This is a genomic window from Streptomyces sp. NPDC030840 (assembly GCF_055572015.1).
The window spans coordinates 165,732-180,388 of the sequence record NZ_JBVIEE010000010.1 but is presented as its reverse complement, the minus strand read 5'-3'; the positions used below and the strand labels follow the sequence as shown (position 1 = coordinate 180,388).

16 protein-coding genes are annotated in these 14,657 nt (G+C 72.1%); 5 read left to right on the top strand and 11 right to left on the bottom strand.

What is annotated here, in order from left to right:
• Positions 1–71 precede the first annotated feature (71 nt).
• Positions 72–1,034, top strand: coding sequence for a GlxA family transcriptional regulator (locus ACZ49J_RS22845; protein ID WP_467450907.1), 963 nt, complete (start codon positions 72–74; stop codon positions 1,032–1,034).
• Between the two features lie 10 nt (positions 1,035–1,044).
• Here ACZ49J_RS22845 and def read toward each other — a convergent pair whose 3' ends face one another.
• The 7 genes from def to ACZ49J_RS22810 form a co-directional block, all read right to left on the bottom strand.
• Complete coding sequence (def, locus tag ACZ49J_RS22840; protein WP_467450908.1) at positions 1,045–1,695, bottom strand: peptide deformylase; 651 nt, start codon at positions 1,693–1,695, stop codon at positions 1,045–1,047.
• 173 nt (positions 1,696–1,868) lie between these two features.
• Entirely contained in the window at positions 1,869–2,849 is a 981-nt protein-coding gene (locus tag ACZ49J_RS22835; protein ID WP_467450910.1) for a tetratricopeptide repeat protein, read from the bottom strand.
• Between the two features lie 190 nt (positions 2,850–3,039).
• Positions 3,040–4,284: an HD-GYP domain-containing protein gene (locus ACZ49J_RS22830; RefSeq protein WP_467450911.1), complete on the bottom strand. Its 1,245-nt coding sequence runs from the start codon at positions 4,282–4,284 to the stop codon at positions 3,040–3,042.
• Entirely contained in the window at positions 4,281–5,615 is a 1,335-nt protein-coding gene (locus ACZ49J_RS22825) for an HD-GYP domain-containing protein (RefSeq protein WP_467450912.1), read from the bottom strand. The genes ACZ49J_RS22830 and ACZ49J_RS22825 overlap by 4 nt, the downstream gene beginning before the upstream one ends.
• A gap of 159 nt (positions 5,616–5,774) precedes the next feature.
• Complete coding sequence (locus tag ACZ49J_RS22820; RefSeq protein ID WP_467450914.1) at positions 5,775–6,164, bottom strand: roadblock/LC7 domain-containing protein; 390 nt, start codon at positions 6,162–6,164, stop codon at positions 5,775–5,777.
• A gap of 571 nt (positions 6,165–6,735) precedes the next feature.
• Complete coding sequence (locus tag ACZ49J_RS22815; protein ID WP_467450915.1) at positions 6,736–7,596, bottom strand: hypothetical protein; 861 nt, start codon at positions 7,594–7,596, stop codon at positions 6,736–6,738.
• Positions 7,593–7,958, bottom strand: a complete 366-nt coding sequence (locus tag ACZ49J_RS22810) for a hypothetical protein (RefSeq protein WP_467450916.1) — start codon at positions 7,956–7,958, stop codon at positions 7,593–7,595. Before ACZ49J_RS22810 ends, ACZ49J_RS22815 begins: the two co-directional genes overlap by 4 nt.
• A 164-nt stretch (positions 7,959–8,122) precedes the next feature.
• Between ACZ49J_RS22810 and ACZ49J_RS22805 the strand changes: the two genes are divergently transcribed.
• A complete protein-coding gene (locus ACZ49J_RS22805; protein ID WP_467450917.1) occupies positions 8,123–8,488 on the top strand; it encodes a hypothetical protein in 366 nt (121 codons plus the stop codon).
• A 78-nt stretch (positions 8,489–8,566) separates the two neighbouring features.
• Here the strand turns inward: ACZ49J_RS22805 and rsrA are convergent, their stop codons facing one another.
• The 4 genes from rsrA to ACZ49J_RS22785 form a co-directional block, all read right to left on the bottom strand.
• Positions 8,567–8,869, bottom strand: coding sequence for a mycothiol system anti-sigma-R factor (gene rsrA / locus ACZ49J_RS22800; RefSeq protein WP_467450918.1), 303 nt, complete (start codon positions 8,867–8,869; stop codon positions 8,567–8,569).
• Positions 8,866–9,549 (bottom strand): RNA polymerase sigma factor SigR, encoded by a 684-nt coding sequence (gene sigR / locus ACZ49J_RS22795; protein ID WP_467450919.1) that lies wholly within the window; start codon positions 9,547–9,549, stop codon positions 8,866–8,868. The genes rsrA and sigR overlap by 4 nt, the downstream gene beginning before the upstream one ends.
• Before the next feature lie 268 nt (positions 9,550–9,817).
• Entirely contained in the window at positions 9,818–10,444 is a 627-nt protein-coding gene (locus ACZ49J_RS22790; RefSeq protein ID WP_467450982.1) for an alpha/beta hydrolase family protein, read from the bottom strand.
• A 58-nt stretch (positions 10,445–10,502) separates the two neighbouring features.
• Positions 10,503–11,318 (bottom strand): SOS response-associated peptidase, encoded by an 816-nt coding sequence (locus tag ACZ49J_RS22785; RefSeq protein ID WP_467450920.1) that lies wholly within the window; start codon positions 11,316–11,318, stop codon positions 10,503–10,505.
• A 48-nt stretch (positions 11,319–11,366) separates the two neighbouring features.
• Here ACZ49J_RS22785 and ACZ49J_RS22780 point away from each other — a divergent pair, with 48 nt between their 5' ends.
• From ACZ49J_RS22780 to rsgA, 3 genes are all read left to right on the top strand, one after another.
• Positions 11,367–12,080 (top strand): M50 family metallopeptidase, encoded by a 714-nt coding sequence (locus ACZ49J_RS22780; protein WP_467450921.1) that lies wholly within the window; start codon positions 11,367–11,369, stop codon positions 12,078–12,080.
• Between the two features lie 206 nt (positions 12,081–12,286).
• Complete coding sequence (aroA, locus tag ACZ49J_RS22775) at positions 12,287–13,603, top strand: 3-phosphoshikimate 1-carboxyvinyltransferase (RefSeq protein WP_467450922.1); 1,317 nt, start codon at positions 12,287–12,289, stop codon at positions 13,601–13,603.
• A 16-nt stretch (positions 13,604–13,619) separates the two neighbouring features.
• Positions 13,620–14,630 carry a ribosome small subunit-dependent GTPase A gene (rsgA, locus tag ACZ49J_RS22770; protein ID WP_467450923.1) on the top strand — a complete coding sequence of 337 codons (1,011 nt, stop codon included), beginning with the start codon at positions 13,620–13,622 and terminating at the stop codon, positions 14,628–14,630.
• Positions 14,631–14,657 lie beyond the last annotated feature (27 nt).

The window sequence follows — 14,657 nt, the reverse complement described above, 5'->3', positions numbered from 1 at the left end:
GCTCCTTACCGTGAGTGGCAGGACTGCCGTAGGGCCTCGAATTCCTGCCACATCTGCGGCACACTGTCGGCATGCTGAAGAACGTGGCCGCCGTCCTGCTCGACGGAGTGCATCCCTTCGAACTCGGAGTCGTCAGCGAGGTGTTCGGCCTCGACCGCAGTGACGAGGGGCTGCCGGTGTACGACTTCGCGGTGGCCTCGGCGGAGGGCCCGGTGCTCAGCACCCACGCCGGTTTCACGGTCGGCACCTCGCACGGCCTGGAACGGCTGGAGGAGGCCGACCTGATCGCCGTTCCGGCCGGGGACGGCTATGTGCACCGGACCTATCCGGAGGAGCTGCTCGACGCGCTGCGCCGGGCCGCGGACCGCGGCAGCCGGGTGCTGAGCGTGTGCTCCGGGGTCTTCCTGCTGGGCGCGGCGGGGCTGCTGGACGGGCGGCGCTGCGCGGTGCACTGGCGGCACGCGGAGGAGCTGGCCCGGCAGTACCCGAAGGCGATCGTCGAACCCGACGTGCTGTACGTGGACGCGGACCCGGTGATCACCTCGGCCGGCACCGCCGCCGGGATCGACGCCTGCCTCCACCTGGTCCGCAAGGAGCAGGGCCCGCAGGTCGCCAACGCCATCGCCCGCCGCATGGTGGTGCCCCCGCACCGGGACGGCGGCCAGGCCCAGTACGTCGATCGGCCGCTGCCGCGGTCGCGGTGCGACACGGTCGGCGAGGTGCTGGTGTGGATGGAGGAGCACCTCGACGAGGAGGTGACCGTGGAGCAGCTCGCCGCCCGCGCCCACATGTCCCCGCGCACCTTCGCACGCCGCTTCCAGCAGGAGACCGGCACCACGCCGTACCGCTGGATCCTGCGCCAACGCGTGCTGCTGGCCCAGCGGTTGCTGGAGGCGACGGACGAGACGATGGACGCGATCGCGGGCCGCGCCGGCTTCGGCACGGCGGCCGCGCTGCGCCATCAGTTCGTACGGTCAGTGGGGACGACCCCGCAGGCGTACCGCCGCGCGTTCAGGGGACCGGAGGCCGCCTGACCAGGGTGTCTCAGTCGTTCGGGACGACCGGGTACCGCGGCTCGTTCTCCGCCATCTGCCGCAGCGCGTCCTTGCGCTCCCGCTTGGAGAGCCGGTCGATGTACAGGTAGCCGTACAGGTGGTCCGTCTCGTGCTGCAGGCAGCGGGCGAAGTAGCCCGTGCCGCGCACCTTGATCGGGTTGCCCTTCTCGTCCTGTCCGGTGACCTCGGCGTAGTCGGGGCGCGCGAGCGGCGCGTAGGCGGTCGGCACGGACAGGCAGCCCTCGTTGCTGTCGTCCAGCCGGCGCTTGTCGGCGGGCAGGTCGACGAGCCTGGGGTTGCAGACCACGCCGACGTGCCGGGCGCCCTCGTCGTCCATGCAGTCGTACACGAAGACCTTCAGGTCGACGCCGATCTGGTTGGCGGCCAGGCCCACACCCTCGGCGGTGCGCTGGCTGGCGAACATGTCGTCGACCAGCTTCGCGAGCTCGTCGTCGAACTCGGTGACGTCCTTGCACTCCTTGTGCAGCACCGGGTTCCCGACGACGGTGATCGGACGCGAGGTGCCGCGCTCGCGGTACGCCTGCTCGCGCTCCTCGCAGTCCTCCGTGTCGATGACGAAACCCTCGTCGTCCACGGGAAGCACGCCCGCGTGCTGCTGATCGGTGTCCTGCTGCGCCATGACCGACGTATGCCTTCCTGGGTTCTGAAGAAAAGATGCTGGTACAGCGTACGGGGGATCGCGCCCCGTCAGGGGCGCGATCCCCCGTAGGGGCGCGGGGAACTGCGCGAGCATCCACACACAGCCCGCGCTCGAAAACCGATCGAAGTCACCACGGCGCTCGCAGGCCGCACCTAGCAGACCTCTTCGAGATCCCGCCAGTCCCGGGAGTCAGGACTGTCGGCCACCCACCCGTCCAGCAACCCCCGAACCAGCGAAGCCGGCGCAGCGATCCCGCACTCACGCTCAGGCGCCCACAGCTGCCCGTCCGTACGGTGACCCAGCGGGCCCGGGTGCCCCGGCTCACTGTGATCGTGCGGGTCCAGATGGTCACCGTCCCCCTCGTCCGCCGGCATCCGCGACTCCGAGCACAGCCGGCACAGCAGCCGCACGGAGGACGACCAGTCCTCCGCGGCGAAACCGGCGTCGGCGGCGAGCTGCTCCAGGGCGTCCCGGTCGGCCTCGGTCGCGGCCTCCAGGAGCACCACCCAGGTGGGCACCGGCGAGGGCGCCCACAGCTCGATCTCGTCGAACACCGGGTACGCGTGCCCGGCGGCCGTGGTGCGCTCGCCGTGCGGCACCCCGTCGTGCAGGACGACCTCGCCCCAGCGGCGGCCGGAGGACGGCAGCGGAATGGAGAGCACCTCGATCCGGGCGGGGTCCAGGCGGCGCCCCCACACGACCTCGGCCTCGCCCTCGGGCGACAGCCGCACGGCGGCGCTGCCCAGGTCCATGCCCACCGGCTCCCCGGAGGCGCCGGGACCACCGGGCACCCGGAGCCCGTACGCCTGCCAGGCACGCCGGGCCAGGGGCCAGTCCTGCAGGGCGGTGGCCGCGATCCCGACGTTCCACCAGTCGGGCGCCCCGGTCTCCCGGTCGAGCAGCGCGACGGCCCTCAGGCCCGCGGCCCGTGCCTGCTCCCAGTCGTGCCGGAACTTGTGCAGCAGCGCGAGGTTGAACCAGGACTCGGACAGCCAGGGCTCCAGGTCCGCGGCACGTGTCAGCAGCGCGCCCGCGTCCTCGTACCGCCCGTCGCCGATCAGCGTGAACGCGCGGTCGGTGGCCTGCCGCCAGGAGGCGGAGGGCCGGTGCCGTCCCTTGCCGAAGATCCTCACGATTCCCGCCTGCCAGTTCCGTCCCGTTCGGTGGAGTGGGCTGGCCTCTGCGCCCCCCGGACACCCTCTCCCTCGCATCCAACCACGTACGGCTGGAAGGGCGCTCATTACCCATGGGTTACCCAGCCTTGGCCCGGGTCAGACCGCTCATAGGTTGCCCTCCCCACCCTCGCACGAAGCACACCGTGAGCTAAGTGACCCACGGAACCGCCATCGCGCCGACCCGCTGGTCGAGAAGGACCCGGGCAAGCGACTCGACCACCTCGGGCTGGTAGTCGCGGGCGGTCGCCAGCCGCAGTTCCTCCAGCGCGCGCAGCGGCCCGCCCGGCCCGGCGTCGCGCGCCTTCTCCTCGTAGGCGTTCACGACCCGTACGATCCGCGCGCTGAGCGGCTGGTCCCGGTACGGGTCCGCCTGGCGCTCGACGACCACCGCGACCTCGGCGTCCACCCCGGTCTGCCGGACGACGGCACCGCCGAGCAGGGCGATCCGCCGCTGTTCCTCGGCGGGCAGGACGGCGGTGGCGCCGGCGGGCACGGGGTCGACCAGGGAGAGCTGCCCGATGTCGTGCATCAGGGCCGCGTACTCCAGCACGGTCAGTTCCGGCCCGGACAGCCCCAGCTCCCGCCCCACAGCCCGGCTGAGCGCGGCCACGCGCCGGGCGTGCCCCGCGGGGGTGTACCCGGCGATCTCGGTGGCCCGCGCGAGGGAGGCGATGGTCTGGTGGTAGGTGGCGCGCACGGCCGCGTACCGGCGGAAGGAGAGCTGGGTGAGCAGCAGCGGCAGCGAGAACACGGGCAGCGCCCACAGCCCGACGACGGACACCGCGAGCGACATCACCACCCCGGTGGCGCACACCGCCGACCCGATGCCGAGCAGGGCCCGCAGCTCGTCCCGCAGCAGCGGGCTCAGCGGCCAGCCGGTCCGGGAACGGGCCAGCCCCGCGGCGAGCACCGCGTCGCACAGCACGGTGAGGACCAGCAGCGCGACGAGGAGCAGCACGTACGCGGACCCGCGCCACTCCCGCAACGCGCCCCGGCCGCACAGGGGCTGGAAGCATACGGCGGCGAAGGCGACCGTGAGGACGCGCCGGGCGAGGTGGTCGGAGGTGGCCCCGTGCCCTCCGGCCACGTGCGGCACGCACCCGGCGAGCGCGGCCGCGCCGACCACGGCGACGACCTGGGCCACGCCGTGCCGTGTGGGCTCCCCGCCGTTCGCCCCGAGCAGCGCGTACGCGAGCGCCCCGGCGGTCCCGAGCGGCGCCCGTTCCCGTCCCTCGGCGCCGCGCCACCGGGAGAGCTCGCCCACGGCCACGAGCAGTCCGAAGGCGAGGGCCGTCCCGGGTTCGGCGAGGCCGTACCAGAGGGTGTGGCCGAGGCCGCCGGCGGCGACGAGGGCGGCGGACCCGTGGACGAGGGTGACGAACGGGTGGGTCATGAGCCGGCCTCCGCACGCTGGGGCGCGCCCTGTGGCGGGACGTTTCCGCGCTGCTCGTCGCCGTCCGCGGTGACCGCGGGATGCCAGCCGTGCCTGCCGAGCGCGCGCACGAGCGCCTCGACCATCCGGGGGTCGAACTGCGTCCCCGCGCAGCGCTCGAGCTCCCCCAGCGCGGCCGCGACCGGGCGTGCCCGCCGGTAGCACCGCGTCGACGTCATCGCGTCGAAGGCGTCGGCGACGGCCACCACCCGTGCGCACTCGGGGATCTGAGTGCCCGCCAGTCCGTACGGGTACCCGCTGCCGTCCAGCCGCTCGTGGTGGTGCAGGATCGCCGCGCGGGCCTCCCCGAGGAACCCGATCCCGCGCACCATCTCGTGCCCGTACTCGGGGTGCAGTTCGATGATCCGCCGCTCCTCGGGGGTCAGCGGCCCGTTCTTGCGCAACAGCCGGGTGGGGACACCGAGTTTGCCCACGTCGTGCAGGATTCCCGCGAAGCGGAGCACCTCGACGCGCGTGTCGTCCAGGCCCAGTTCACGAGCGATCATCATGGAGGCCTGGCCGACCCGTTCGCTGTGCCCGCGCGTGTAGCCGTCCTTGATGTCGACGGCCTGGACCAGGGCGCGGATGGTGGCCTGGTGGGCGGCGCGCTCCCGGTGGTACTGCGTGAACACCCAGCAGGAGACGTACATCGGCAGCAGGACGAGCAGCGCGGCGACCGGCCCGTGGTGGCTGCGCCACAGCACCGCCATCATCAGTCCCGCGAGTCCGTGCACGGCGGCGGCAGCCAGGGACCGCGGGAAGAGCCCCCGCCAGGCGTTCCGGACCGGCACCCGCTCGGCCAGCGCCAGGATTCCGCCGTCGAGAGCGGTCAGGACCGCGCAGAAGGCCAGGACGGCGGCGACCGCCGGCGCCAGCGCTTCGGGGAAGTCGGGCTCGGCGACGGCGTCCCGGCCGCCCAGCGCCCGGTGCACCCAGGACGCCGCCCACACGGCGAGCCCGAGCCGGGCCGCCCGCCACGCGCGCCGCAGCCGTCGCGGCCGCTGCTCCACCCGTGCGAGGAGCGCACCCGGAACCGCCACGAGCGCGGCGGCCTGAGGCGGCAGGAGAAAGGCCCCCGCCAGGAGGACGGGGAAGAACGTGCCCATGCCCCTGGGCGCGTGGCGCCCGAGGAGACGGCACCGGGTGACCTGCTCGCACCCGGCGTACAGCACCGCGAGCAGCCCCACCGCCCACCACGGAACGTGGACGCCGGGCACGGGGGCGAGGCAGACCAGAGCAGCCGCGACGACACAGGCGACGTACACACGTGCCCATGCCGGAACCGACCCCATCGTGCTCCTCCCTTTTTTCCGGCTCCGGAGCCTAGGGCGGGGCGGGGCACGTCGGGGAGGCTATGGACGGAATCCGCGGTCACACACGGGGCTGAATACCCCGTCCGGGTGATCGAACGGTCCGATGCTCGTACGTCCGTCCGGTCCCGGTACGGCCGTTCAGTGCGCCACGTCGGAGGCGAGCACCTTGTTCAGCTGTTCCACCGTGGCGGGTGACTCGCGCTGGAACGCCGCGAGGTCGAGGCCGTCGTCGCCCTTGACGGTGAGCAGGGCGCGGTCACCGACCGCCACGACGATGACGTGACCCGAGCCGCAGCGGGCGACCACCTCGCGGAGCGCTCCGACGCCCGTGGTGTCGGCCATGCGGCGGCCGACACCGAGGGTCGCGGCCGCGAGGGCGGCGACGGACTCCGGGTGGACTGTGTCGGCGTCCGCGACGACGAGGAGGCCGTCCACGGTGGACAGGACGCTCTCGGAGACCCCCATCACCCGTTCACGCAGCGAGGTCAGAATGCCGGTCAGGGAATCGGGCGGTGGGCTTTCGGTCATGTGTCGTGCTCCTTGTTCCGGGCATATGCCGGTACTGGTAGGGTCCGAACGGCCTCACGGAGTCAGTCGGACTCCGGGAGAGCCCGCAGCGCTTCGCGGACACGCCGCAGGGTTTCGATCGACGGCTGATCGGCGGCGAGGTCCTCGGCCGTCAGCATCGAAAAGAGAGCGGGCGGGAGTACGGGCGCCGCCGCAGGCGGGGTCCCGGCCTCCTGCCGGGGACTCCCGGGTGTCGGTATCGCACCGCGTCGGGGCAGCGGCCGGCGTACCGGTAACGCTGTGCGCGCGGCTGACGAACCAGGGTGGGCGTCCGGCGTGGGGCGTGCGTCCTTCGTCGGTTCTTCTCGGTCCTGTTGCTTGGTTGTTGTTTCCGGTTGTTTGGTTGTTGTTTCCGGGATCTGCGGGGCTTCGGCGACGTCCGGGCCCTTGCGGTCCTTCGCGTCCTTCGCGTCCTTCGGGGCCGTCGGGTCCGTGGCTGCCGTGGCCTCTTGGCGTCTGCTCGTAGGGGCTCGCTGGGAACGGGCGCCCGTGGCCCGCTGCCGGGCCTTCGCCGCCCGGTCGTCGTCTGGAGTCAACTCCCACCCCTCTGTCCGGCGTCATGCCCGGGGAATCCGCTTCCGGGTCTACGCTTCGGCAGGGGCACCACCTTCGGTGGCGCCGCGCCGGTGGACGTGTCGGTGGGCGCGACGGTGGACGTGCCGGTCCGCGGTGCGCGGGGTGCGGTGCTCGGCCGGCTGTCGGAGGGGGCCTTGGTGTCCCACTGGACGAGGCTGAGCGCCTGGAGGCGGATGAGGTCCAGCACGACCGCGTACAGTCCGCGCCCCAGCGCGAAGGCGATGTCACGCGGTGTACGGCGCCCGTTGACGCAGTCGAGGACGTCCTGGTGCCGGCGGGCGAGCCCGTCGGACCGGCGGGGGCCCGAACCCGGTACAGCCGCGGGACGGACACGAGTCAGTTCACCCGGAGCGCCCCATAACCGGGCCAGCAGCGCCATCCGCCGGGAGGTCTCCTCGGTCAGCTGTCGCGGCTCCACGCCGGGCTCGGCGACGAGCGCGGGCTCGCGGTCGGACAGCTCCCAGCTGCCCGGGGGGCTCATCGCCATGGCGAACGCGCCGTCGAACACGGCCGCGGCGCAGACGACCTCCAGTTCGGCGGCACCGATCAGCCCGGCGGCCACGAGGTGCCCGCCCAGCCGGTCCGCGTCGGGCTCCGCGGCGCACGCGGCCAGCCAGGCCTCGTCACCGATCCGGCCCGAGGTGAGCAGCGCCGACGTGACGGTCGGCGCGCCCGGGGTCTCGATCGCACCCACCAGCCCGCCGCGCAGGTGGATCGTGCCTCCCGGGTGCCCGGAGACACGCACGGTCCCGCTGAAGCCCTCTTCGCGGAGCCCCAGCAGGAGTGCGGGCACGTTGCGTGCTGTGGGCGCCTTCACGCCAGCACCTCGCCGGCCCGGTCACCCAGACTCCGCAGGGCCAGCGCCATGTTGGCCCGGTCCCGATCGAGTCCCGCCGTCAGCAGCAGAGGGTCACCCTCCGGCCGTACGACGGTGAAGAGCACCTGGTGGCGCCTCGTGCTGGTCGTGACCACGCTCTCCAGCTCCCCCTCGGCCCCCGCCGCACCCAGCCGTTCGGCGATGAGGGCGGCGAGTTCGGAGGCCTCCGCCCCGTCCCCCGCCTCGGCGGTGTCTCCCGCGACGCCGTAGGTCAGGCCGGTGACCGCGTCGACGAGAGCGACGCCGGTGACCCCGGGGGAGTCGAGAAGCCGGTCCAGGGAGGCCTGAAGAGCCGTCGTCATTTCCCCCATTCCCCCTCCCTCTCGCTACGTCGCACAGTACGTTGAGCGTCAACTTCCACAACACACAACAAAGTTGACGCTTTCTGACCCCTGGGTCACACAGGTTCGATCGTAGTTGGCCGAACAGTGACCGGTCAGCAGCACTGAGGAATTGGGGCAGCAGCATGAGCATCGAGACCGCGCTCAAGGAAGCCATGTCCATCGAGGGCGCGATCGGCGTCGCCCTCGTCGACTACGAGAGCGGCATGTCGCTCGGGGCGCTCGGTGGCGGCCAGGGCCTCGATCTGGAACTCGCGGCGGCGGGGAACACGGAAGTCGTGCGCTCCAAGATGCGCACGCTGGCCTCGCTGGACATGAACGACGTGATCGAGGACATCCTGATCACGCTCGGCAAGCAGTACCACCTGATCCGGCCGCTCGCCGGCAGCAAGGGCTCGCTCTTCCTGTACCTGGCGCTCGACCGGGGCCGCAGCAATCTCGCCCTGGCCCGGCACGGCCTGAAGCGGATCGAGGCCGGACTGGACGTGTGAAGCGGACTGGACGTGTGAAGCGGCCGCGGGAAAGCAGCAGGCCCGGAGCCCGGAAGACCAGGACTCCGGGCCGTGCGTTCACGACTCCTGCGGCGTCGCCGTCACGTCGTGCTCGGGCACGGTCTGCCCGGAACGGATCATCTCGATGCGCCCCATGACCTTGTCGCGCAGGTCGGTCGGCACGTCGTCATGCCCGCAGCACCGCTTGACCAGCTTCTTCACGGCCTGCTCGAGCCCGTACTTCTCCAGGCACGGCGAGCACTCCTCGAAGTGGACCTCGAACTTGGTGCAGTCCGCGTCCGGCATCTCACGGTCCAGGAACTCGTAGAGATGATCGAGGATTTCGCCACAATCCGTCTCGTGCGGCTCTCCGCAGCTCATGAGCCCGAGCCTTTCGCTTCGTTCGACTCTCCGGCGCCGGCCGGGACCAGCCCACGGTCACGGGCGTAGTCCTCCAGCATGCCGCGCAGTTGACGGCGGCCCCGGTGGAGGCGGGACATCACGGTACCGATGGGTGTCCCCATGATGTCCGCGATCTCCTTGTACGCAAAGCCCTCAACGTCCGCGAGATAGACGGCGATGCGGAATTCCTCGGGGATCGCCTGCAGCGCTTCCTTGACGTCCGAGTCGGGCAGGTGGTCGAGCGCCTGCGACTCGGCGGAGCGCAGGCCCGTCGACATGTGCGACTCGGCGCGCGCCAGCTGCCAGTCCTCGATCTCCTCGGCCGCGCTGCGCTGCGGTTCGCGCTGCTTCTTGCGGTACGAGTTGATGAAGGTGTTGGTGAGGATCCGGTACAGCCACGCCTTCAGGTTGGTGCCCTCACGGAACTGGTGGAAGGACGCGTACGCCTTCGCGTACGTCTCCTGCACCAGGTCCTCGGCGTCGGCCGGATTGCGCGTCATGCGCAGCGCGGCCGAGTACATCTGGTCCAGGAATTCGAGCGCGTCCCGCTCGAAGCGCGCACTGCGCTCGGCGGTCGTCTCCGTGCCGCCACCCCGGCCCTCGGGCTGCTCCGCCTGGCCGTGTTCGGTCCCTGCGTCGGTCCCAGTGACCGGACCCACCTCCTCCAGAGTCTGGGCAGGACCGAAACCGGTCCCACTCGAATCGGAGGATAGACGAACATCGTGTCCACCCGCCGCCCGAATAGGGGCGCTCTTGGCCGCGTGCAGCACCGTCCAGTCCAGGTCACGGGCGCTGCTGCGGGCCGGGCAGATGGTCGAACCCATGCGGCGGACTTCCTCTCATACGAACGGTTCAGCGCGTTCCCGCGCTGTCTGATCCGCACAACAGTCGTCCGGGACCCCGCATTCCCGGCCCGCCTCCCCGCCTTCACCCGAGTGACGTACTCCACTGTGTGACGCCGTCCGTGACGATCTCCAGCGCCCGGTCCTGATCGAGCGGCGCCCGCTTCGGCACGGCGAAGCCGTGATCGCCGTACGGCACCTCCACGAGCTCGTGGTCGCCCGGCGGGAACTCCTCCGGCCGGCCGAACGGGTCATTGCCGCCCTGCACGACGAGGGTGGGCACCCCGGCGCCGAGCAGTTCCCCGGCGCGGGACTTCTCGGGCCTGCCCGGCGGGTGCAGCGGGAAGCTCAGGGCGAGGACGGCCGTGGCGCCCAGTTCCGCAGCCGTGCGGCAGGCCACCCGGGCGCCCGCGCTCCGGCCGCCCGCGATCACGGGAAGTCCCGGCCCGGCCAGCGCGGGCCACAGGCTCCGCCAGCCCGCGTCCAACGTCTTCGGCGCGGGAGCGACCTTCTTGCCCGCCACCCTCCAGGGCTGCTCCACGAGGGCGACGGTCACGCCGTGCGGGGGCAGCGTCGCGGCGAGGGCCTGGAGATCACGCGCCTCGATGCCGCCGCCGGCGCCGTGGCTGACGGCGAGGACGAGCCGGGCCTTCTCCGCCCTGCGCCAGGTGATCCGGGCCGTCCCGGCGTCCGTCTCGATCGTCTCGATGATCTCCGTCACATCAGAAGTCACCTTGGGCGTCACCTTGGAAGTCGCGTGGGAAGTCACGTCAGAAAAGTGTGCCCTCCTCGGGCCCTTCCAGCTCCTTCAGCAGCTCCGGCCCGTTGTTGCGGACATTGCTGACGGCGGTGGTCACGGGGTACGCCCGCATCAGTCCGGCGGGCGGCGGGGCGAGCAGGCCCCGGAGGTCGTCGAGGTCCGTGCGGGCGGGGTCCAGCCAGGCGTCCCAGCGGTCCGGGGTGAGCATCAGCGGCATCCGCGGGTGGATGTCGGCCAGACTGCGCGGGCCGTCGGCCGGGGCGACGGCGAGCGGGGTGCTCTCCGCCTCGGTCGTGATGACCGAACAGGTGACCCACCAGGCCTGCGGATGCTCGTCCGGGAGCGTCTTGTCCCGCCAGAACTCGTAGAGGCCCGCCATCGCGAACACCGAGCCGTCGGCGGGCAGCACGAAGTACGGCTGCTTGCGGGGCCGCTTCTTCTTGCCCTCGACCTCCAGATCCCGCTCCTGCGTGCCGGTGACCCACTCGTAGTAGCCGTCGGCGGGCAGGATGCAGCGCCGGGTGGCGAAGGCACGGCGGTACGAGGGCTTCTCGTGGACGGTCTCGGCGCGTGCGTTGATCATGCGGGCGCCGCCCTCCGGCGTCTTGGACCAGGAGGGGACGAGGCCCCATTTCAGCCTGCGGAGCTGACGAACCGGCCGTTTGTCGTCGACGTCCTTAAGGGGACGGTCGAGGACCGCGTAGACCTCCTTGGTGGGAGCCACGTTGTAGTCGGGCGCCAACGTCTCCTCGGGTTCCCACTTCTCGACCTCAAAGATTCCTGCGAGATCCTCTGGCCCACGACTCGCTGAATACCGTCCGCACATACGTGCCACACTGCCAGACTCCGTGAGAACAAGGGAGCCAAGCACCACATGGACACCACCTCGCTGGCCGACCTCTGGGACGAGGTGTTCGGCAGCCAGCCCGACCCCGACCTCTGGGTCGTGATCGCCACGGCTGTCGCCGCACTCGCCGCGGTCGTCCCCCAGGGCATCTGGCGGCTCTCGCGCAACGCCATCACCATCGCCCACGAGGGCGGCCACGGCCTGGTCGCCCTGCTCACCGGGCGCACCCTCACGGGCATACGTCTGCACTCGGACACCAGTGGCCTCACGGTCAGCCGGGGCAAGCCGACCGGCCTCGGCATGATCCTCACGGCGGCCGCGGGCTACACCGCTCCCCCGCTGCTCGGCCTCGGCGGTGCCGCCCTGCTCGCCGCCGGACACATCACCGCGCTGCTGTGGCTGGCCACCGTGCTGCTCGTGGCGATGCTGGTGATGATCCGCAACGCGTACGGGGCGGTCACGGTGCTGCTGACCGGCGGCACGTTCGTGGTGGTCTCCTGGCTGGCCGGCCCCCAGGTGCAGGCGGCCTTCGCGTACGTGGTGGTGTGGTTCCTGCTGCTGGGCGGCGTACGCCCGGCCTTCGAACTCCAGGCCAAGCGGCGCCGGGGAGGCGCGGGCGACTCGGACGCGGACCAGCTGGCCCGCCTGACCCACGCCCCGGCCGGGATGTGGCTGTTCCTGTTCCACGCGGTGTCGCTGTGCTCTCTGGTGGGCGGGGGACGGTGGCTGCTGGAGGTATGACGCGCCCCTGAAAGGGCGCGGGGCTGTGTCGATGTGCGGCTCCGCCGCGATGGGGGTCCCCCCGCTCATGGGGGTCCCCCGCTCGAGCGAAGCCGAGAGTGGGGGAGAAGCCGAGAGTGGGGGAGCGACCAGGCGCCACCGGCCCGCGGCCGCCCACGGCGATCACGAGGCACCCCATCCAGCGAACCCCCACTAAAGTGGGGCCCATGGCCCCGAACACCGCACACACCGCCCTCTGGCCCGCCCCGCACGCGAGCGGAGCCGTCGACGCGACGGTCCACGTGCCCGGGTCCAAGTCGGTCACCAACCGAGCCCTCGTGCTGGCCGCCCTCGCCTCCGAACCGGGCTGGCTGCGCCGCCCGCTGCGCTCCCGCGACACCCTGCTGATGGCGGGCGCGCTGCGCGCCATGGGCGTGGAGATCGAGGAGGGGATGGGCCCCGAGGGCACCGGCGAGGCATGGCGCGTGCTCCCCACGGACCTGCGCGGCCCCGCCACGGTCGACGTCGGCAACGCCGGCACGGTGATGCGCTTCCTGCCCCCCGTGGCCGCCCTCGCCGACGGCCCCATCCGCTTCGACGGCGACCCCCGCTCGTACGAGCGTCCTTTGAACGGCGTGATCGACGCCCTGCGCGTCCTCGGCGCCCGTATCGACGACGACGGCCGGGGAGCGCTCCCGCTGACGGTCCACGGTGGCGGCGCGCTGGACGGCGGCACCGTCGAGATCGACGCGTCGTCGTCCTCCCAGTTCGTGTCGGCCCTACTCCTGTCCGGCCCGCGCTTCAACCAGGGCGTCGAGGTGCGGCACACCGGCTCGACGCTGCCCTCCATGCCCCACATCCGTATGACGGTCGACATGCTGCGCGCGGTCGGCGCCCAGGTGGACACCCCCGAGTCCGGCGGCGAGCCGAACGTCTGGCGGGTGACGCCCGGCGCGCTGCTGGGCCGTGACCTGACGATCGAACCGGACCTCTCGAACGCCCAGCCGTTCCTGGCGGCGGCCCTGGTGACCGGCGGCAAGGTCCTCATCCCGGACTGGCCGGCCCGCACCACCCAGCCCGGTGACCGACTGCGCGAGATCTTCACCGAGATGGGCGGGTCCTGCGGACTGACCGAGTACGGGCTGGAGTTCACCGGCTCGGGCGCCATCCACGGCATCGACGTGGACCTGGGCGAGGTCGGCGAGCTGACGCCGGGCATCGCGGCGGTCGCGGCCCTCGCCGACTCCCCCTCGACCCTGCGCGGCGTGGCCCATCTGCGCCTGCACGAGACGGACCGGCTGGCCGCGCTCACCAAGGAGATCAACGAGCTCGGCGGTGACGTCACGGAGACCGCCGACGGCCTGCACATCCGCCCGCGCCCGCTGCACGGCGGCGTCTTCCACACGTACGACGACCACCGCATGGCCACCGCGGGCGCGATCATCGGCCTCGCGGTGAAGGACGTGCGGATCGAGAACGTGGCGACGACGGCCAAGACCCTCCCGGACTTCCCCGACCTGTGGACCGGGATGCTCGGGGACTGACGGGCGGACTTGGATCATGCGCCGTTACGGCAAGCACACCGACGAGGACGACGTCCGGGTCCGCCCCAACCGCAAGGGCAACCGTCCCCGTACGAACATCCGCCCCAAGCACGAGGACGCGGCCGACGGCATGGTCCTGACCGTCGACCGCGGCCGGCTCACCTGTCTCGTCGGGGACCGCGTGATCATGGCGATGAAGGCGCGCGAACTGGGCCGCAAGGCCGCGGTGGTCGGCGACCGCGTGGCCCTCGTCGGCGACCTCTCCGGCCAGAAGGACACGCTCGCCCGCATCGTCCGCATCGCCGAGCGCACCTCGGTGCTGCGGCGCACGGCCGACGACGACGATCCCTACGAGCGCGTCGTCGTCGCCAACGCCGACCAGCTCGCCATCGTCACCGCCCTCGCCGACCCCGAGCCCCGCCCGCGCCTCATCGACCGCTGCCTGGTCGCGGCGTACGACGGCGGACTGGACCCGCTGCTGGTGCTGACGAAGTCGGACCTGGCCCCGCCCGACAAGCTCCTGGAGCTGTACGGCGACCTGGACATCCCCCATGTCGTCACCAGCCGGGAGGAGTTGGAGAACGGTGACGCGGCGGACCGCGTACGGGAACATCTCGACGGCAAGATCACGGCGTTCGTCGGCCACTCGGGCGTGGGCAAGACGACGCTGGTCAACGCGCTCGTGCCGCAGGAGCGTCGCCGTTCGACGGGACACGTCAACGCGGTGACGGGCCGCGGCCGCCACACGACGACCTCGGCGCTGGCGCTGCCGCTCGGGGACACGGACGGCTGGGTGGTCGACACCCCGGGCGTACGGTCCTTCGGGCTGGCGCACATCAATCCCTCCCGCGTGATCCACGCATTCCCCGACCTGGAACCGGGAACCGAGGGCTGCCCGCGTGCGTGCAGTCATGACGAACCGGACTGCGCGCTGGACGAGTGGGTGGCGTCAGGCCACGCGGACCCGGCAAGGCTGTACTCCCTGCGCCGGCTGCTGGCGACGCGGGAGCGGCGCGAGGGCGACTGACGGGAGAGCCGCAGGGAGCGGCGGGAG